The 19072-nt window shown below is 73.2% G+C and carries 16 protein-coding genes and 1 riboswitch; of the genes, 6 read left to right on the plus strand and 10 right to left on the minus strand.

Going from position 1 to position 19072, the window contains the following annotated elements:
• Positions 1–4: 4 nt before the first annotated feature.
• From VKK44_RS18570 to VKK44_RS18590, 5 genes are all read right to left on the minus strand, one after another.
• Complete coding sequence (locus tag VKK44_RS18570; protein ID WP_343442371.1) at positions 5–1624, minus strand: glycosyltransferase family 4 protein; 1620 nt, start codon at positions 1622–1624, stop codon at positions 5–7.
• Between the two features lie 41 nt (positions 1625–1665).
• Positions 1666–3345 carry a glycosyl transferase family 1 gene (locus tag VKK44_RS18575; protein ID WP_343442372.1) on the minus strand — a complete coding sequence of 560 codons (1680 nt, stop codon included), beginning with the start codon at positions 3343–3345 and terminating at the stop codon, positions 1666–1668.
• Positions 3342–4370 (minus strand): Gfo/Idh/MocA family protein, encoded by a 1029-nt coding sequence (locus VKK44_RS18580; protein WP_343442373.1) that lies wholly within the window; start codon positions 4368–4370, stop codon positions 3342–3344. The genes VKK44_RS18575 and VKK44_RS18580 overlap by 4 nt, the downstream gene beginning before the upstream one ends.
• Positions 4367–5476 (minus strand): DegT/DnrJ/EryC1/StrS family aminotransferase, encoded by a 1110-nt coding sequence (locus VKK44_RS18585; protein WP_343442374.1) that lies wholly within the window; start codon positions 5474–5476, stop codon positions 4367–4369. Before VKK44_RS18585 ends, VKK44_RS18580 begins: the two co-directional genes overlap by 4 nt.
• A 130-nt stretch (positions 5477–5606) precedes the next feature.
• Positions 5607–6239 carry a TetR/AcrR family transcriptional regulator gene (locus VKK44_RS18590; RefSeq protein ID WP_343442375.1) on the minus strand — a complete coding sequence of 211 codons (633 nt, stop codon included), beginning with the start codon at positions 6237–6239 and terminating at the stop codon, positions 5607–5609.
• A gap of 155 nt (positions 6240–6394) precedes the next feature.
• Between VKK44_RS18590 and VKK44_RS18595 the strand changes: the two genes are divergently transcribed.
• From VKK44_RS18595 to VKK44_RS18610, 4 genes are all read left to right on the plus strand, one after another.
• Positions 6395–7297 (plus strand): ABC transporter permease, encoded by a 903-nt coding sequence (locus VKK44_RS18595; protein WP_343447812.1) that lies wholly within the window; start codon positions 6395–6397, stop codon positions 7295–7297.
• The gene (locus VKK44_RS18600; protein WP_343442376.1) at positions 7290–8090 is read left to right on the plus strand and encodes an ABC transporter ATP-binding protein; all 801 of its coding nucleotides are present in this window, start codon (positions 7290–7292) and stop codon (positions 8088–8090) included. Before VKK44_RS18595 ends, VKK44_RS18600 begins: the two co-directional genes overlap by 8 nt.
• 102 nt (positions 8091–8192) lie before the next feature.
• Positions 8193–9692 carry a bifunctional cytidylyltransferase/SDR family oxidoreductase gene (locus VKK44_RS18605; protein ID WP_343442377.1) on the plus strand — a complete coding sequence of 500 codons (1500 nt, stop codon included), beginning with the start codon at positions 8193–8195 and terminating at the stop codon, positions 9690–9692.
• Positions 9693–9708: 16 nt separating this feature from the next.
• Entirely contained in the window at positions 9709–11382 is a 1674-nt protein-coding gene (locus VKK44_RS18610; protein ID WP_343442378.1) for a CDP-glycerol glycerophosphotransferase family protein, read from the plus strand.
• Here the strand turns inward: VKK44_RS18610 and VKK44_RS18615 are convergent.
• Positions 11379–12179, minus strand: a complete 801-nt coding sequence (locus VKK44_RS18615; RefSeq protein ID WP_343442379.1) for an alpha/beta fold hydrolase — start codon at positions 12177–12179, stop codon at positions 11379–11381. The two genes, VKK44_RS18610 and VKK44_RS18615, sit on opposite strands and share 4 nt — an antisense overlap.
• 612 nt (positions 12180–12791) lie before the next feature.
• Between VKK44_RS18615 and VKK44_RS18620 the strand changes: the two genes are divergently transcribed.
• On the plus strand, positions 12792–13346 hold the full coding sequence (locus tag VKK44_RS18620) for a hypothetical protein (RefSeq protein WP_343442380.1): 555 nt from the start codon (positions 12792–12794) through the stop codon (positions 13344–13346).
• Between the two features lie 60 nt (positions 13347–13406).
• Here the strand turns inward: VKK44_RS18620 and VKK44_RS18625 are convergent, their stop codons facing one another.
• The 4 genes from VKK44_RS18625 to VKK44_RS18640 all read right to left on the minus strand — a co-directional run bounded on the left by VKK44_RS18625 (position 13407) and on the right by VKK44_RS18640 (position 17575).
• Entirely contained in the window at positions 13407–14300 is an 894-nt protein-coding gene (locus VKK44_RS18625) for a C39 family peptidase (RefSeq protein ID WP_343442381.1), read from the minus strand.
• A 159-nt stretch (positions 14301–14459) separates the two neighbouring features.
• Positions 14460–14600: riboswitch (cyclic di-AMP (ydaO/yuaA leader) on the minus strand.
• Between the two features lie 327 nt (positions 14601–14927).
• The gene (locus VKK44_RS18630; protein ID WP_343442382.1) at positions 14928–15692 is read right to left on the minus strand and encodes a hypothetical protein; all 765 of its coding nucleotides are present in this window, start codon (positions 15690–15692) and stop codon (positions 14928–14930) included.
• 149 nt (positions 15693–15841) lie between these two features.
• Positions 15842–16288, minus strand: a complete 447-nt coding sequence (locus tag VKK44_RS18635) for a hypothetical protein (RefSeq protein ID WP_343442383.1) — start codon at positions 16286–16288, stop codon at positions 15842–15844.
• Between the two features lie 78 nt (positions 16289–16366).
• Entirely contained in the window at positions 16367–17575 is a 1209-nt protein-coding gene (locus VKK44_RS18640; RefSeq protein WP_343442385.1) for an acyltransferase family protein, read from the minus strand.
• 145 nt (positions 17576–17720) lie between these two features.
• Here VKK44_RS18640 and VKK44_RS18645 point away from each other — a divergent pair, with 145 nt between their 5' ends.
• Positions 17721–19046: a polysaccharide pyruvyl transferase family protein gene (locus tag VKK44_RS18645; protein ID WP_343442386.1), complete on the plus strand. Its 1326-nt coding sequence runs from the start codon at positions 17721–17723 to the stop codon at positions 19044–19046.
• Positions 19047–19072: the final 26 nt, after the last annotated feature.

Consider the following 19072-nt stretch of genomic DNA (forward strand, 5'->3'; position numbering starts at 1 on the left):
CGGGTCAGCGCGAGGTGCCCGCGAGCTCCTGCTCGTCCGCGGACCGCCGGGACGCCGGAGGGTGTGCCCCACCGGAGCGGGGAGCGCCCCGCAGCGAGGTGTAGACCTCGTCGAGGACGCGGGCCTGCGCCTCCCACGTCCAGCCCTCCAGCAGGCCCGGCTTGTCGTAGGCGGCCCGGTAGCGCTGCGGGTCGGCCAGCACGGCCCGCACGGCCCGCGCGTAGTCGGTGAGGTCCTCGGCGGTGAACACCTCGCCCTGGCCGGTGGCCCGCGCGGTCTGCGCCATCGTCTTCACGTCGCTGACCACGATGGGCAGGCGGGCGTGCGAGTACTCCAGGAACTTCGTGATCAGCGCCAGCTCGTGGTTGGGCTTGTGGTGGATCGGGATGACCCCGGCGTCCGCGCCGGACAGGAACGGCACCACCTGCCAGTGCGCCACGTACGGCAGCAGGTGCACGCGGTCCCCGACGCCCAGCTCGACGGCCCGCTCCCGCAACCGCTCGGAGAACGTGTTGTCGCCGTTCGGGTTCATCGTCACGAACGCGACGTGCACGTCGGGCAGTTCCGGCAGCGCCTCCACCATGATCTGGCAGCCCCGGCTCGGGTTCACCGCGCCGGAGTAGACGAGCACCGGCGTCCGGTCGTCCACGCCGCACAGCGCCCGCAGGTCCGGCACCTCGCCCTCGGCCTCGGCCGGCGGGGCCATCGGCGCGTTGAGCACCACGGCCGGCCGCTCGGGCAGGGCATGCGTCTCCTGGAGCAGGTCGGCGAGCGTGTCGGAGACCGTCACCACCGCGTCCGGGTAGGCGGCGTACTCGGCCGTGTAGGCGATCTGGGCCGGCAGCCAGCGCGGGTTGTCGGCCCGGCCGGTGATGCCGCCGACGAACTCGTGGGCGTCCCAGACCAGCTTGGTGTGCCGGCCGGCGGCGCGGGCCCGCAGCGTCGCCCGCGCCCCGATGCCGAGCATCCGGAAGTCGTTGGCGTGGATGATGTCCGGCTTCAGCTCGTCGATCGCGGTCCGGAACGCCAGCTCGAAGTCCCACAGGCCCGGGTCCAGCCGACGCCAGGCGCGGTTGCCCAGCACGCTCTGCCAGAGCCGGATGGGCAGCCGGGTGAGCGGCGCCTCCGGGTCGAGCTGGGCCTTGCGCAGCCGGTGGGTCTCCCCGTTGCGGAACCGCACCCAGCGGGCCAGCGCCGTGGCGGCGGCGCGGGACGGCAACTGGGCCGCGCGTCCCACGGTGGCGGGCAGCCCACCGCCGAGCGCCCGGGTGCGGACCCGGCGCTCGTAGAGGTCGGCCTGCCAGGCCTTGATCTCCTGGACCCGGTAGGCGGCCCGGCTGGTCGACGCGTACGCCAGCGGCCGGCGCAGCGACCGGCGGTACTCGCGGGGCAGCCGGTGCAGCGGCTTGGGCACGCGCAGCAGTCGCACCTCCGCGTCGCCGATCCGCCAGGTGTCCACCTCGGAGCGGGCGTTGCGGATGCCGAGCAGGACGACCTCCCAGCCGGCGTCCGCCGCGGACCGGGCGGCCTTCTGCACCCGGGAGTCGCCGTGGACCCCGTTGTCGACCAGCATCACCACCCGTCCCCGGGTCGGTCGGGCATCGGTGTTCGAGCCAGCTTGCATCGGGTGCTTCTCCTCGTTGACGGGGGCGGGCACGGGCGGGGCTATCGGAGGAAGGCGTCGAAGACCTCGGCGGTCCGTCGCCCGTCGTGGTGGTCACGGACGTAACGCGCGCCCTCGGCGGCGAGGGCGACCGCGGCGGGCCGGTCGTCGAGCAGCGACTCGATCGTCTTGACCAGCGTGTCGGGCGTGGCGTTGGCGATCGGCGGGCGGACACCGGCCGCCCGGTGCGGGCCCTCGCTGAGGTACGCCACGACGACCTTGCCGGCGGCCATCCCCTCGCAGGAGAAGGTGCCGTAGCTGCCCATCACGAGCTGGTCGACCACGATGTCGCAGTCCTGCACCAGGCGACGCATCTCGTCGTGCGGCAGGCCCTCCACCAGGCGCAGCTCGATGACGCGCCGGTCGTGCAGCGCCTGCAACCGGGGCAGGAGCCGGTCGGTGCCCTTGGTCCACCGCTTCGACGGCGCGTGCAGCACCACCGGCCGGGCGCGCTCCAGCACCGGGCGGTCGCAGGCCCAGCCGTCCACGTCGACGATCAGCGGCGCCCAGGTGGCGAACGGCACGTCGTCCAGCAGGTCGGGGGTGGTCACGAAGAACGGCAGGCCGCTCTCCTCGGCGGTGCGCCGGTTGCGTTCGGCCACCGTGGTGAGCCGCTCGCGCAGCTCGGGGTCCGCGTCCCGGAACGCGGACTCGGCATGCCGTTCCAGGTGCGCGCCCGGATGGCGGATCTCGCTGCCGTGCGCCAGCAGCGCGACCTTGAGCCGGGCCCGGCGCAGCGCGGGCAGGTCGGCGGCGATGTCGTCGCCGTTGGCCCGGCCGAGCACCGGGCGGAACGCGTCCACGATCAGGTGCGTGTACCAGCCGAGCACCCGGCGGGCCTGCTCCGCCTGCACGTCGAGCCGGTGTTCGCCCGGGTAGTTGAGGTACCGGTCGGCCGGGTAGCGGTAGGTCTCCGGCGGCTTGGCCATCACCAGCTCGACGCCGACGTCGGCGCGGGCGGCGGTGATCGCCACCGCCAGGGCGGAGAGCTGCCCGGCGTAGTTGGCGGTGCCCAGCCCCAACCGGACCGGACCGGCGCCGAGCGCCCGCCAGGGGCCCGGCGTGCCGGCCTCGATCGGCGGGACCGCCGGCCCGCCCGGTGCCGGTGACCCGTCGCCGGGCTGCCCGGCGCGCTGCACCGCCTTCGCGAAGGAGGGCAGCGAGCCGGGCGCGAAGACGTCGCCGGTCCCGTGCCGGGCCAGGTGCTCGCGGACCACCCGGCTGTCCGCCGCGACGATCCGCAGCCCGGCGGCGAGGTAGGTGTCGAGCAGCGCCAGGCCGGCGTCCGGGTCGAAGCCGAACACGGCCAGGTCCGCCGAGGCGAGGAACGCGGCGGTCACCGCGCGTGGGCGCGGCACCTGGTGGATCCGGCGGCGGGCCTTGCCGGCGCGGCCGATCAGCTCCTGGGCCGCCGCCCGCTCCGCCTCGTCGCAGACCAGCGCGAGGTGGATCTCGGGCAACCGGTCGAGGGCACGGACCACCCCGTCCAACGCCCGGTCCGCGGTGATCCCGCCGGCGTGCACCAGGAGTGGCGTGCCGGTGGGCAGCTCACACAGTTCGCGTACCGACGGGGCCTGGAAGGGCCGCGTGCCGGCGGCGGCCCGGCGGAGCGCGATGCGCCACCGCCGGGGAATCCGCCGCCGTACCGCCGAGACCGTCCGCCGCACCGGCGCCGGGCTCATCGCAGCGCCGGCTCCGCGTCGCTGCCGCTCGGCACGACCGACACGACCTTGCCGTCGGACGCGGACTCCAGCAGCGCCGCCGCCACCTGCACGGTACGCAGACCCTGTCGCAGGGTGACGATGTCGCTCTGCTTGCCCTCCACCGCGTCGCGGAAGCGCTCGTGCTCGACCAGCAGCGGCTCCCGCTTCGGGATGGCGTAGCGGACCATGTCGCCCTCGGCCACCCCGCGGAACGCGCGCAGCGCCTCCCACTCGGTGTCGATCGCGGCGTTGGCGTAGAAGGTGAGGTCCGCGGTGAGCGTGTCGGCGACGAAGCAGCCCTTGTCGCCGGTGACCACGGTGGACCGCTCCTTCAGCGGGCTCAGCCAGTTGACCAGGTGGTTGACCATGGTGCCGTCGGCGAGCGAGCCGACCACGGCGACCATGTCCTCGTGCAGCCGGCCGCTGCGGGAGACCGTGCGGGCGGCGACCGAGGTGTATTCCTGGCCGGTCACCCAGGCGGTCAGGTCGATGTCGTGGGTGGCCAGGTCCATCACCACGCCGACGTCGGCGATGCGGTGCGGGAACGGGCCCTGGCGGCGGGTGACCACCTGGAAGACCTCGCCCAGCTCGCCGGCCTCCAGCCGGGTACGCAGGCTCTGCAACGCCGGGTTGTAGCGCTCGATGTGGCCGACGCCGGCGACCAGGCCGGCCGTCTCGAACGCGTCGACCAGCTTGGTGGCCGCCTCGACGGACTGCGCGAGCGGCTTCTCGATCAGCGCGCAGACGCCGTTGGCGGCCAGCTCCAGACCGATCGACTCGTGCAGCGCGGTCGGGCAGGCGACCACCGCGTAGTCGACGCCCAGCGCCAGCAGGTCGCTCAGCTCGGCCACGACCGGCGCGCGCAGCGTGCCGGTCGTGTCACCGGCCGGGTCGACGATGCCGACCAGCTCGACGCCGTCCAGGTTGGACAGCACCCGGGCGTGGTTGCGCCCCATGGCGCCGAGGCCGATCAGCCCGGCGCGCAGCTTGCGCCCCCCGCTCATCGGGCACCGCCCGCGAGGTTCGCGGCGTCGGCGATCCGCTCCAGCTCGGCCTGGCTCAGCGACGGGTGCACCGGCAGCGACACCACCTCGGCGGCGGCCCGCTCGGTCTCCGGCAGCTCCCACGGGCCGGGCTGGCCGTCGGCGTTCAGGTAGGGCTTGAGCCGGTGGATCGGGGTCGGGTAGTAGACCGCGTTGCCGATGCCCAGCTCGGTGAGGCGGGCCTGGGCGGCGTCGCGGTCGCCGGTCACCCGCACCGTGTACTGGTGGTAGACGTGCTTCGCGCCGTCGGCGACCGGCGGGGTGACCATGCCGGTGATCGCGGAGTCGAGGAACTTGGCGTTCGCGCGGCGCTGCTCGGTCCACCCGGCGAGCTGGCCGAGCTGCACCCGGCCGATGGCGGCGGCCACGTCGGTCATCCGCATGTTGGCGCCGACGATCTCGTTGGCGTACCGCTGCTCCATGCCCTGGTTGCGCAGCAGTCGCAGCGTGCGGGCGAGCCCGGCGTCGGCGGTGGTGATCATGCCGCCCTCGAGGGAGTGCATGTTCTTGGTCGGGTAGAAGCTGAAGCAGCCGGCGGTGCCGAACGCGCCGACCGGGGTGCCGTTCAGCTCGGCGCCGTGCGCCTGGGCGGCGTCCTCGACGACGGCCAGGCCGTGCTGCTGCGCGATCGCCATGATCCGGTCCATCGCGGCGGGGTGGCCGTAGAGGTGCACCGGCATGATGCCGACCGTCTTCGGGGTGATCGCGGCGGCGACCGCCTCCGGGTCGACGCAGAAGGTGCCCGGCTCGATGTCCACGAAGACCGGCTCGGCGCCGACCAGCCGGACCGCGTTGCCGCTGGCGGCGAACGAGAACGAGGGCACGATGACCTCGTCACCCGGGCCGAAGCCGAGCGCCATCAGGGTGAGCTGGAGCGCGGACGTGCCGGAGTTGACGGCGACGCAGTGCCGGCCGGCGACCAGGTCGCCGAACTCCTCCTCGAACCCGGCGACCTCGGGGCCCTGCACGACCCGGCCGCTCCGCAGCACCCGGACAGCCGCCTCGATCTCGGCCTCGCCGATGATCGGTCGTGCTGGGGGAATGAACTCTGGATGCGGCCCGGCCATGGGGCTTCCTCCTGTCGACGCGTGACTGTGGGGGACGTTCGGGGGGATGGTAGCGGTCTGGACGGAAAACGCTGCGTTCGCGCTCAGTGTCCGACCGGATGTTCCGCGCTGTTCATGATCGACGGGTGACTCACACTTCCACCTCGTCGCGGGCAGGCCCCAAGCATGCTACCCGCAGCGCCGCGACGATCGCGGCGGCCATGCGTGGCACCTCCGCCGGCTCGAGCGGGGCCCGGGAGATCGCCATCCGCCAGTAGACCGGCCCGACGATCAGGTCGACCGCGGCCCGCCGGTCGGTGTCCGGCGAGAGTTCGCCGCGCTCCACCGCCCGGCCGATCAGGATCCGGCCGACGGCCTGCTGGTAGTCGTCCAGCGCGGTCTGCAACTTCTCGGCGATCTGGGGGTTGCGCGCCGCCTCGGCCAGCAGGTCGGGGATGATCTGCGCGGCCAGACGGTGACGCAGCGCACGTGCCATCACGTGCAGCAGGATCTCCAGGTCGCCCAGGAGGCTCCCGGTGTCCAGCAGCGGCAGGTTGCGCCCGGCCACCGCGGAGACCATGTCCAGCACCAGGTCGAGCTTGGAACGCCAGCGCCGGTAGATCGCGGTCTTGCTCACACCGGCCCGGCGGGCCACCGCCTCGATCGAGAGGCGACCGTAGCCGACCTGGGCCAACTCCTGCATCACGGCGGTGCGGATGGCGCTGGTGATCTCGCCGCGCAGCACCGCCGCGCCGGCCGGGGCACGCCTCTTCTCGGTCGTCACGTGGGACAATGTAGCGCAACGACGGTACGGTTGCGTCCCGACGTTCGGTGGACTACCTTCCATGCAGCAGCGAGGCGGCTCCTCCCCGCCCGGCCACGCTGGATGTCTTCACCGCACTGCTCCCCATCGGCACGAAAAGATCGGAGCGCCTGACCATGGCCAACACCGCGGTGGCCGACCCCGAATCCGGACTGACCCGGGCCCAACTGGCCGGGCGGTACGGGCTGCGGGTCGCCGGGGAACGACCGCCACTGGGCGAGTACGCCCGCCGGCTCTGGGCGTACCGACACTTCATGACCGCGTACTCGCGGGCGAAGGTCGCGTCCTCGCTGAGCAACACCCAGCTCGGCCAGCTCTGGCAGGTGCTGACACCGCTCACCAACGCGGCGGTCTACTTCCTGATCTTCGGCCTGATCCTGGCCCAGCACCGGAACGTGGACAACTTCATCGCGTACCTCTGCACCGGTGTGTTCGTGTTCATCTTCACCCAGACCGCGGCGACGAACGGCACCAGCGCGATCACCGGCAACCTGGGGCTGATCCGGGCGTTGCAGTTCCCGCGCGCCGCGCTGCCGATCACGGTCACCCTGGTGCAGCTCCAGCAGCTCCTCATGTCGATGGTGGTGCTGGCCGCCATCGTGCTGCTCACCGGCGAGCCGATCACGTTCCGCTGGCTGCTGCTGCCGGTGATGCTGCTGCTCCAGACGATCTTCAACGTCGGGCTGAGCATGGTCATGGCCCGCCTCGGCTCCAAGGTCGCCGACCTCAAGCAGATCATGCCGTTCGTGATGCGCACCTGGCTGTACGCCTCCGGCGTGCTCTACCCGGTGGCGCTGCTGCGCGAGCACCTGCCGTCCTGGGCGGCCAGCATCCTGGAGTGGAACCCGCCGCTGGTCTTCATCGAGCTGGCCCGCTACGCGCTGCTCGACTCCCACCAGCCCAACATGGTCAGCTCCCCGCCGAAGCTCTGGGCACTCGGCGTGTTCTGGGCGATCGTCATGGGCGTCGGCGGGTTCGTCTACTTCTGGCGCGGAGAGAAGGAGTACGGCCGTGGCTGAGCAGACCCTGCCGGTGAACGCCGGCACCGTGACCGACTCGGGCCGCGTCCCCACCGTCGTGGTGGACGACGTGCACGTGATCTACCGGATCCACAAGGGTGCCGCCGGTGGCACCACCCCGGTCTCCGCGCTCAAGCGGATCGTCTCCCGCACCAAGGCGCCGAACATCCGCGAGGTGCACGCCGTCAAGGGGGTGAGCTTCACCGCGTACGAGGGCGAGGCCATCGGCCTGATCGGCAGCAACGGCTCCGGCAAGTCGACCCTGCTGCGCGCCATCGCCGGCCTGCTCCCGCCGGCCCGGGGCGCGGTCTACACCCAGGGCCAGCCGTCCCTGCTCGGCGTGAACGCCGCGCTGCTCAACGACCTCTCCGGCGAGCGGAACGTGGTGCTCGGCTGCCTCGCCATGGGCATGCACCCGGACGAGGTCAAGCGCATCGCCCCGGAGATCATCGAGTTCTCCGGGATCAACGAGCGCGGCGACTTCGCCTCGCTGCCGATGCGCACCTACTCCTCCGGCATGGGCGCCCGGCTGCGCTTCGCCATCTCGTCGGCGAAGAAGCACGACGTGCTGCTCATCGACGAGGCGCTGGCCACCGGCGACCGCAAGTTCCGGGTCCGCAGCGAACAGCGGGTCCGCGAGCTGCGCGACAGCGCCGGCACCGTGTTCCTGGTCAGCCACTCGATCGGCTCGATCCGGGACACCTGCGAGCGGACCATCTGGTTGGAGAGCGGCGTCCTGCGGATGGACGGCCCCACCCAGGAGGTCTGCGACGCCTACGAGAACCAGAAGTAACCCGCCGGAGCGCACCGACCCGGGATCCGTCCGGGCGGTGCGCTCCGCCGTTCGCGTTAAGGTTTCCGGACCCATCCCCTTCACCCAGAGTGAGGTACGGCAATGACGCAGGACCACACCACCGCACCGGACGCCGCGCCGGCGAGCCCGGCACCCTGGCGCCCCACGCGTACGGTGGCCGTGATCCTCGCCGGGGGCACCGGGACCCGCCTCGGTCTGGGCATCCCGAAGCAGTTGCTGAAGATCGCCGGCAAGCCGATCATCGAGCACACGCTTGCCGTCTTCGAGGCCGCGCCGGAGATCGACGAGATCATCGTGCTGATGGCCACCGGCCACGTGCCGGACGCCGAGCGGATCGTCGCCGGCGCCGGCTTCCGCAAGGTCACCAAGGTGATCGAGGGCGGCGAGACGCGCAACGACACCACCCGGATCGCGCTCGACGCGGTCGGCGAGGGCGACGTCAACATCCTCTTCCACGACGCGGTCCGCCCGCTGGTCAGCGCGCGGATCGTGCGCGAGTGCGTGAACGCGCTCTGGAGCTACTCGGCCGTCGACGTGGCCATCCCGTCCGCCGACACGATCGTCCAGGTCGACGCGGACGACTGCATCACCGACATCCCGGTCCGGTCCCGGCTGCGCCGCGGCCAGACCCCGCAGGCGTTCCGCTCCGGCACCATCCGGGAGGCGTACCGCCGGGCCGAGGGTGACCCCGACTTCGCCGCCACCGACGACTGCGGCGTGGTGCTGCGCTACCTGCCCGGCACGCCGATCAAGGTGATCGACGGCTCGGACGAGAACATCAAGGTCACCCACCCGGTCGACGTGCACCTGGCCGACAAGCTGTTTCAGCTCGCCGCCGCCCAGGCGCCCCGGCTCACCCACCGCGGCTACGCCGAGGAGCTGACCGGCCGGACCATCGTGGTCTTCGGCGGCAGCTACGGCATCGGGCACGACCTCACCGAGCTGGCCCGCCGCTACGGCGCCCAGGTCTTCCCGTTCAGCCGGTCCAGCACCGGCACCCACGTGGAACGCGCCGAGGACGTGGCCGCCGCGCTGAAGACCGCGTTCGAGGCGACCGGCCGGATCGACCACGTGGTGGTCACCGCCGGCATCCTGGAGAAGGGCGCGCTCGCCGAGATGGACGACGAGACGATGGACCGTCTCCTGCACGTCAACTTCGTCGGCCCGGTCACCATCGCCCGCCAGTCGCTGCCGTACCTCCAGCAGACCAAGGGGCAGTTGCTGCTCTACACGTCCAGCTCCTACACCCGGGGCCGGGCCCGGTACGCGCTCTACTCGGCCACCAAGGCCGCGCTGGTCAACCTCACCCAGGCGCTCGCCGACGAGTGGGCGGAATTCGGCGTACGGGTCAACTGCGTCAACCCGGAACGCACCGCCACCCCGATGCGGACCAAGGCGTTCGGCGAGGAGCCGGAGCACACGCTGCTCGCCTCCGAGGCGGTCGCGCAGGCGTCCCTGGACGTGCTGATCTCCGAACTGACCGGTCAGGTGGTCGACGTCCGCCGGGCACCCGGCGAGCCGGTGGCCGACGTGCCGGCGCAGCCCGGCGCGCACCGGTCCGAACTGTCCACCCGCGCCTGACCCGAGGGACGTGCAGATGCGTGGTGACCTGGTCCGGAAGCTGCTCGCCCGGGTGCTGACCAGCGGGCTGGCGGTGCTGGCGTTCCTCGTCGTGGCACTCACCGGCGCCACCGGCGCCGGCCTGGCCGTGGCGGTGGCCGCGCTGGCCGCCACCGCCTGGGAACGCCGGGTCCGGCCCAGCGCCGACGGGCTCGTCGAGACGGTGCTGGTGGCCGCCGGGATCCTGGTCGGCTACGCCCGCCGGGCCGACGACGGGTTCGATCCGGCGCTGGCCGCCACCGCGCTGGTCCTGCTCGGGCTGGTGCTGCTGGTCGGCCCGCTGCGGCAGGCCGGCGCGCTGGAGATCCGAGCCGCCAACCTGCCGGTCCGCTCCTGGACGCCGCTGGTCGCCGCCCGGCTCGGCGACGCCCTGCTGGCGCTGCTCGCCCTGGTGGCGCTCGCCGCCGCGCTGACGCTGCCGGCCTGGCTGCCGCTGGCCGCCACGCTGCTGGTCGGCGCCGGCTGCGCCGCGATCGCGTCCGACCTCGCCCGGCGACGGTTCCGGCCGCCGGCCGGGGGCGGTCCGGTCGGCCGGGCGCTGCGTCGCCAGCAACCGGAGTTCGTGCTGCACTTCTCCGCCCCGCCCGGTTCGGAGTACCAGGTCACCATGTGGCTGCCCTACCTGGAGCGGATCGGCCGGCCGTTCCTGGTGGTGGTCCGCGAGCCCGAGTTCCTGTCCACCGTGGCCGCCGCCACCCGCGCGCCGGTGGTCCTCTGCCCCACGCTGAAGGCGCTCGACGAGGCGCTGGTGCCCAGCCTGCGGGCGGCGTTCTACGTCAACCACGGCGCGAAGAACGCCCACGTGATCCGGTTCCACCAGCTCACCCACGTGCAGTTGCACCACGGCGACAGCGACAAGGCGCCCAGCGCCAACCCGGTCTCGGCCATCTTCGACAAGATCTTCGTGGCCGGGCAGGCCGCGATCGACAGGTACGCCCGCGCCGGCGTGGAGATCCCCGCCGAGAAGTTCGTCGTGGTCGGCCGCCCCCAGGTCGAGGCCATCGAGGTACGCCAGGAGCCGACGTCGTCGTCGGCGCACCCGACCGTCCTCTACACCCCGACCTGGACCGGGCACCACGCCGACGCGAACTACTGCTCCCTGCCGGTGGCCGAGACGCTGGTCCGCCGGCTGATCGACCGCGGCGCGGCGGTGATCCTGCGCGCCCACCCGTACACCGACCGGAACCCGGCCTCGGCGCGGCAGCTCGCCCGGCTCACCGAGCTGCTCGCCGCCGACAAGGCGAAGACGGGCCGACCCCACCTGTGGGGCGCGGCTGCGGCCCGGGACCTGACGCTCACCGACTGCGTCAACCGCGCCGACGCGCTGGTCTCCGACGTCTCCGGGGTCATCTCCGACTGGCTCTACTCCGGCAAGCCGTACGCGGTCACCGACACCGGCGCCGACGGCGCGCACTTCGTCGAGCGGTTCCCGCTCGCGGCCTCCGGCTACGTGCTGCGCCGCGACATGTCCAACGTGGACGACGTGCTCACCGCGCTGCTCGACACCGACCCGAAGGCCGCGGAGCGCTGGACGGCCCGGACCCGCTACCTGGGCGACTTCCCCACCGACGGCTACGCCGAGGCGTTCCTCGCCGCCGCCCGCCGCGAGCTGGAACCGGACTGGGCCGTCCCGGCGCCGCGTCCGGCCTAGAGATAGGGGTCGAGCAGGGCGAGCACCGCAGCCGGGTCCTCGACGTGGGCGTGGTGGCCCAACCCGGGCAGGGTGGCCACCGGCACGCCGAACGCCTTGAGCTGCGCGTCCGTCACCATCGGATCCGTCTCGCCGCGCGCCAGCAGCACTTGCGCGTCGGCGGCGGCGGCCAGCAGGGCGGGCATGTCGGGCTCACCCACCGCGAACGCGGCCGGATCCATGGCCAGCCGCCACCGTCCACCGCCCCGCTCGTCGCCGCCGGGGTGGCTCCGGTGCCCGCGGCCGTCCTCCCGCCGCAGCCCCGCGTCGACCACCGGGTGGTCGGGGGCGAACAGGCCGGCGAGCCCGGAGACCCGCAGGTAGCGGCGGGCCGCCTCGTCACGGGTGGCGAACCAGGTCACCGGCCGGGCCGCCAACTCGTCCGCCTTGGCCAGCTCGGCCGGTGACCAGACCACCTTGATGCCCAGCCCGACCACCGCGTCGACCGGCAGGCCCCGCTGCCGGGCGGCGAGCGACAGCGCCACCACCCCGCCGAGCGAGTGCCCGAGCAGCACCAGCCGGTCGTGCGGGCCGAGCCGGAGCGCGTCGAGCCCGTCCGCCACCCGCCGCGCCAGGGCCGCGAACGAGTACCCGGCCTCCGACAACGGCGGTGACCAGCCGTGGCCGGCCAGGTCGGGGGCGAGCCAACGCCCCTGCCAGCGACGCTCCAGCAGCGGCGCCCAGGGCAACCACACCTCGCCGGTGGCACCCATGCCGTGCAGGAGCACCAGGTGGCGGGTCCCCGTCACATCGCCCATACGCCGCAGTCTGCCACCGCACGGACACCCCGCGCGAGACCACGCACGCCGGCACCGCCCCGGGCGAATGGAACGCGGTGATTGCCCTCGGACACCGGAGACACCACCGCGTCGTTCCACAACCTGGGCGCGGAGCGGTGTCGACGCGTCGGGCATGCCGGACGTTGCTTGCGCTCGCAGCGCTACGAACTTGATGGCGTGGACGGGTCACCCGTCCTGACCCGTCCACACCATCAGGTTTGCAGGCGCTGGACGTGACACTGGTGGGACGGCGAGTGGAACGCGGTGGATGTGTGGGCGCGCGTGAGACATCCCTGGCGTGCCAGTGCCTCACGGGGTGGGTTGTCCGGTTCGGCGGTGGTGGGCGGCACGCTGGCGGCGGAATCGTCGACGGGGTGGCGGCGTTGTATCCCGGTGCACGGCCGAGGAAGGCAAGCGCCCCCGCGCCGCCCCCCGCCCGGGAATGACGGTGGACCCCCGGTCGTTACACACAGTTCCGGCGCCGCGACGAGGCCCCCGCCCCGCGAGCAGCCGGATCCCCCGAGCTTCTTCTTGTGCGCCTGACGGTGCCCGCACCCCCCGGTGCGTTGACCCCCGAATGGAGCCCTCCCCATGAACACGATGCTGCGTAAGAGTGTGCTGGGTATTGCTGGTCTGGCTTTCACCGGTGGTGTGTTCGCCGGTCCGATCGCCGGTCACGTCGAGTCCGCGCACGCCGCCACCGCCAGCAAGCCGATCGCGGTCGCGAGTGTGCAGGGTGAGCAGTCCACGATCACCCTCAACGACGAGCAGACCGCCAACGTCAAGGCGATCATCGCCGCGACGAAGAAGGCCGGCCTGCCGGAGCGGGCGGCGGTGGTCTCGATCGCGACGGCGTTGCAGGAGTCGAAGCTGGAGAACCTGGGCCACCTCGGCGACCGCAACGACCACGACTCGCTGGGTCTGTTCCAGCAGCGCCCCTCCTCGGGTTGGGGCACGCCGGAGCAGATCACCGACCCGGAGTACTCGACCCTCGCGTTCCTGAAGGGGTTGAAGCAGGTCGACGGCTGGCAGGACATGCCGGTGACCAAGGCCGCCCAGACGGTGCAGGTGTCGGCCTACCCGGACGCGTACGCCCAGTGGGAGAAGCAGGCCACCGACCTGGTCGCCAAGCACTGGAACAGCTAAGACGGCATGAAGGCCGGCACCCCCAGCGGGTGCCGGCCTTCAGCGCGTACCGGAAACGGGTCAGGCGGAGTAGCCGCGCGTGGCCATCCAGTTCGCCAGGTCGATGGTGCTGATCCAGTACGCCGGCAGCGACGGGTCGGCCGAGTCGGCGATCCGTACGGTCCGGCCGTCGTTCTTGTAGCCGACCACGGCGATGTAGTGGCCGCCCGGGAACGAGTGCCAGCCGCCGTCGGTGTCGGTGGCGTCCCCGACGACGTTCGAGACCACGGCCCGGCCGTTGCTGACCGCGTTGACCACGTCGGCCTGGAGCCGGTCGATCTGGGCCCCGGTGGCCGTGCCCGGGATCATGCGGGTCCGGTACGGGTCGCCCTTGACCTGCTGGTTGAGCACCCGGGTGGTGTCCTCGGCCGAGTTGGTGCCCATCTCGGTGGTGCCGAGCGCGACGGCGAGCGTGTCCTGGCTGCGCTCGATGCCGGTGGCGCTGAGCGCGTTCCGCACCGCGGCCGGGCCGCAGTAGTAGTAGGTGGTCTGCGCCTGGTAGTCGTAGTCGAGCACCCTGCTCGACGGCGGCTTCGGCTTGGCCGTGCGGGTGGTGTCCGGGTCGGCGACCTTCGCCGACGGCGACGCCGTGGGCGACGCGCTGGGCGAGCGGCTGGGCGAGGCGCTGGGTGACGCGCTCGGCGACGGGGCGGCGATCCGTGCCTCACTGCGGCTGGCGGTGTCGCCCAGGCGGGAGCCGAGTTCCGCCACCGTGGCGGTGTTCTCCTGCCGGGTCGGCGCGTCGTCGTTGGCGGTCAGCGCGGCGCCGGTGCCGCCGGCCAGCACGAGGGCCGCGGCCGAACCGGCGATGATCTGGTACGGGCGCTGGGTCGCGAGGCGACGCAGGTGGCGCTTCAGGTGGTGCTTCACGGGTTTCCTCCACGGGGGTGGGCGGCACGCACCGGCCCCGCACATGGAGGAACCCACATGCGCTGGCGGGCGGAACGGCCACGGGACGTCGCCCGGGTTGCCGGGCGGACAGGGGTCGGAAAGCGGCGTCGCGTCAGGCGAGCGCCGGCACCCCGATGCCGTGGAGGCGGGGGGACGTTCGGGGGGTGGTGGGCACGAGGATGGAACTCCTTCCGTGTCCGCCGACCGGGTTAGCTGACGGATTCGGGCGGGAAGTACGCCCTACCGCGGGCCGTGGCTCGCGGATTCACCCCGATGGTGCGATGGGTCCCCGGTTCGTATTGCACGATTAGGCGGGTCGGCGCGGCGTCGCCATCTGCGATCGGGAACCGCACCGGACCGCGCCGACACTACCGGTGGGTACACGCCCTGCCAAGCGCTCTCACCTGCGCAAACGTCGTGGGCGACTACGGATTCGGAACAGTCGGTCACCGACTTCCCCCTATGGGACAAGCGGTCGCGTCGGCGCCCGTCCGGCAGGAAGCGGACATCCGGCGGGTGGAGAAACGGGCAGCGGGCGCAGCAGGGGCCATCGATCCGGACGCTCACCGGTGGGCGGCACCGGTGACCGGCGTCACCGCTTCCGGATAACGATTCGGTCGACGTCCCGTCGTGGGCGCCGGTGCGTGCCGGTCAGCCGACGCGGGCCGGACGCCACCGGGTCCCCGGTACGGCTGCCGGGGCCGGGAGGCGGGTCGCCGGCGAGACGCGGGACGCGGGTGCCGGCCGCAGCGCCGTGGTGGCCGCGTACGCCTCGGCGGCGAGCGTCCGGGCCGCCTCGGCGGCGAGTTCGGCGTCCCGCCAGGCCAGGCGCTCCCGTTCGGCGGCTGCCTCCCAGCCGGCCCGCCGCCCGTCGCGGATGGTCCGGGCCAGCACGATCTCCTGCTCGGCCGGGTGCCGGCGTGGGTCCCACCCGTTGCGGCGGGCCAGCACGTCGGCGAGTTGGCGGGCGGTCAGCTCGCCTCGCCAGTGCGCCGCCATGGCGGTGCGGTGCAGCCAACGCTCGCGCGCCGCGTACTCGGCGGGGGTGCGGGGCGTGTGCGGGGCGGGCAGCGCGCCGGCGGCGGCCAGGCGGCGGGCGGCGGCGTCCGACTCGTCGTAGGCGGTCCAGGCCCGGTCCGCCTCGCTCTGGGCGGCCAGCCACTGCTCGCGGCGACGGCGGGCGGTCTGCGCGGCCCCGGCGGCGGCCACCGCCACCTCGTCGGCGTACCGGGTCAGGTCGGCGCGGTGGAGCGCCTCCACGTCGACCGGTTCGGGTGCCGGGTCCACCGCGCCGTCGCGTTCCGGGCGCGCGACCAGCACGGCGAGCAGGACGAGGGCGAGCACGGTCAGGGCCGACCAGATGGCGGCGGCCTCGGGGACGGCGGTGAGGAAGTGGAGAAGAACGGTCTGCGACATGGTCGGCACCTCACGGGAGACAGTGGCGGGGAACTCCGCACGGCCGGTCGGGGCGGGGCGCGGCCGGAGTCCGGGCGCCGCCGGGCCGCCGAGGGCGGGTGCGGGGTGAGGTTCGGTGGGCGCGGTCACGGGCCGGGGCCCGTGGCGGGTCAGCGCGCGGGCGGGGCCCGCGGACCGGCCGGTGCCGGCGGCTGGCCGGCCGGGAACGGGTGCCGCCCGGTCGGGGGCACGGCCCCGCCCGCCGGCTGCGGCTCGGGAACGTCGACGCGGCTGCCCTGCCGATCGACGGCGGGGACGCCCTGTCGCTCGGTGACGGTGCTGCTGCGCCGCTCGACGACGGCGTCGCCGGGCCGACCGACGATGGAGGCGCCGGCAATCGCGTCGGCCCGCCGGTCGACGACGGTGTGGCCAGCCGGTGGCGGGCCGCACGACGGACCGGCGACCGGGCCGGCCACCGCCGGTGCGATCGGGGACACGCCGGTCGGCAGCGTGGCGGCCCCCAGCGAACAGGCGACGACCACGGCCAGGCTGGCCAGCATCCGTGCGGCCCAGCGCGCCACCCACCACACGGGACAGGTGAGCGCGATCGGAGCCACGGCTACAAATTACCGCCGATCCGGGCACAGCGCATCGTCGCCCGGCGTGTCGCGACGCCGCTGACCAGGGTGGACCGCTCAGTCCGGCCGGCGCCGCCCGGCGTACTCGATCGAACGGTCCGGCTCCCCGGCGGACGCCGCGCCGGTGTCGTCGGCGGCCGAACGCGGTGCGGGCACGCCGGGTGCCGGCGCAGCGGCGGCCGGGCCGCGACGGGCTCGGCGCGACGGGCCGAGGCGGCGCATCATCGGCTCCTCCACCCAGCGGTGCAGCGCCGCCGCGAGCGCCAGGGTGAGCAGCAGGAAGCCGAGCACCGCGAGCGGGCCCCGCCACCCGCGCAGCCCGGTCCCCCAGTGGCCGGTGAGCCGCAGCACGGTCATCATGACCAGCACGTGGACCAGGTAGAACGCGAACGAGACCTCACCGAGCCAGACCATCGGCCGGGACCGCCACGGGGTCCGCCGGCCCCGCACGTCGGCGTCCGCCGCCGCGGCGATGACCACCAGGTACGCGACGGCGAGCAGCGCCGCCCAGAACTCCGCCCGGATCCACAGCGCGGCGACCACCCAGGTGGCGACGAAGATCAGGCTGGCCGAGGTCAGCCCGGGGCCGCGCCAGCGGTCACGGCGCATCAGCTCGGCCGCCGCCGCCCCCATCCAGAACTCGATCGAGCGGGTGACCGGGAAGATCTGGGTGAACCACCAGCGCTGCTCCTCGGGCACCAGGTGCTGGCCGGGCCAGAGCGCCAGGATGAGCAGCGGCGCGGCGACCAGCGCGGCCCGGAGCACGCCGGTACGCGCCCGGCGCAGCCACGGCACCACCAGCGGCAGGCACAGGTAGAAGGCCAGCTCGCAGGAGAGCGACCAGCTCACGTTGTTGATGCTGTAGAAGTAGCCGTTGACCGGGATCCACGCCTGGACCAGGAAGAGGTTGCCGATCGCCGCCCAGGGCAGGACCGGGTCGGCGAACCAGGCCGCCACGGCCAGCGCCGCCAGGAACGTCACCACGTGGTTCGGGTAGATCTTGGCCGCCCGGCGGCGCAGGAACGTCCACCCCGACTCGCCACCCCGGTACGACCAGACCAGCACGAATCCACTCAGGATGAAGAAGAACTCGACGCCGGAGAGCCCCAGGCTGAAGACCTTGCCCATCACCGTCTTCCACTGCGGCTCCGCGATGATCTGCATGGTGCCCGCGTGGAAGCCGAAGACCAACAGGGCCCCGATCCACCGCAGCCCGGTCAGCGACGGCAGACGCGGAGCACGGGTGGTGGTCGGGGCACTGGTCATCCCGGGCACCTTACCGGGTCGCAGGGCGCGGGTTCCGGCACGGCGACGTCCGGGCCGGTGCCCGCGGACGGCGGATAGGATTTCCGTTCCTGCCCGGCGGGGCCCCACCGGGCCCGCCGGACCCGTACGGAAGGTGAGCAACCGGATGCACCAGCGGATCCTCCTCCGCGCCCGCAAGGGCCCGTTCGACGTCCTGACGCCCGAGGAGACCTTCGCCGGCAACTGGATCAGCGACAACACCGGCAACCTGGTCTTCAGCCACGCCGCACACAAGCTGCTGGCCACCTCCACGGCGGAGGTCACGTCGACCCGGAAGCTCGCCGACCCGCGCGACGCCGACGAGATCAACGAACGGTACGACGTCTTCGTCGTACCGTTGGCCAACGCGTTCCGGCGCAGCTTCATCAACCGCCTCGAACCGATGACCCGGCTGATCGAGCGGCTGAAGATCCCGGTGGTGGTCCTCGGCGTCGGCGTGCAGACGAACGTCGACGGCGACCGGGAGTACCTGCGCCAGATCGACGAGCCGGTGAGCGCGTTCTGCCGGGCGGTGCTCGACCGCTCGCACAGCATCGGGGTGCGCGGCGAGATCACCGAGAGCTACCTGCGTACGCTCGGCTTCTCCGCGGTGGAGCAGATCGGCTGCCCGTCGATGTTCCTGCACGGGGACACGTTCACGCTGGAGAAGACCCGGCCGGAGCTGACCACCGACGACCGGATCGCGCTGACCATCTCCCCCTACGTCTCCTCGATGGCCCCGGTCGTCCGCCGCCACCGGGAGCGCTACCCGAACCTGTGCTACGTGCCGCAGGACCTGCGCACGCTCGGCACGCTGCTCTACGGCGACGCGCCCGAGCACCGGGGCAAGAGCAGCGAGATGCCGCTGCACACCTCGCACCCGCTCTTCGTCGAGGACAAGGTGCGGATGTTCGTCGACCCGTGGACCTGGATGTCGCACCTGTCCGGCTTCGACTTCAACTTCGGCACCCGGATCCACGGCACCATCACGGCGCTGATCGCCGGCACCCCCGGCTACCTCTTCGCGCACGACTCGCGCACCCTGGAGCTGGCCCGCTACTTCGGCATCCCGCACCGGATCATGCGGGACGTGCCGGCCGACGTCGACGCCGCCGACCTCTACGCGGAGGCCGACTACACCTCGCTGACCGGGGGCCACAAGGCCCGCTTCGACACCATCACCGCGTTCCTGGCCAAGCACGACCTCGGCACCTCGTTCGCCGACGGCGACAGCGCCGCGGCGTTCGACAGGCGGGTCGCGGAGACGGAGTTCCCGCCGGCCGTGCGACCGGCCGCCGCCACCCCGCCGGCCGAGCTGCTGACCCGCATCCAGCGGCTCAGTGACGAGAACCGCCGGCTCGCCGACACCGTGCGCACGCTGCGCGCGCAGGGGCTGCGCGAGCGGATCAAGCAGGCCGTCCCGGACCCGGTCCGCCGTCTGCTGCGACGTTGATCCGTCGTACGCCTGTTCGATCGCCC

Source organism: Micromonospora sp. DSM 45708, from assembly GCF_039566955.1.
GTDB lineage: Bacteria > Actinomycetota > Actinomycetes > Mycobacteriales > Micromonosporaceae > Micromonospora.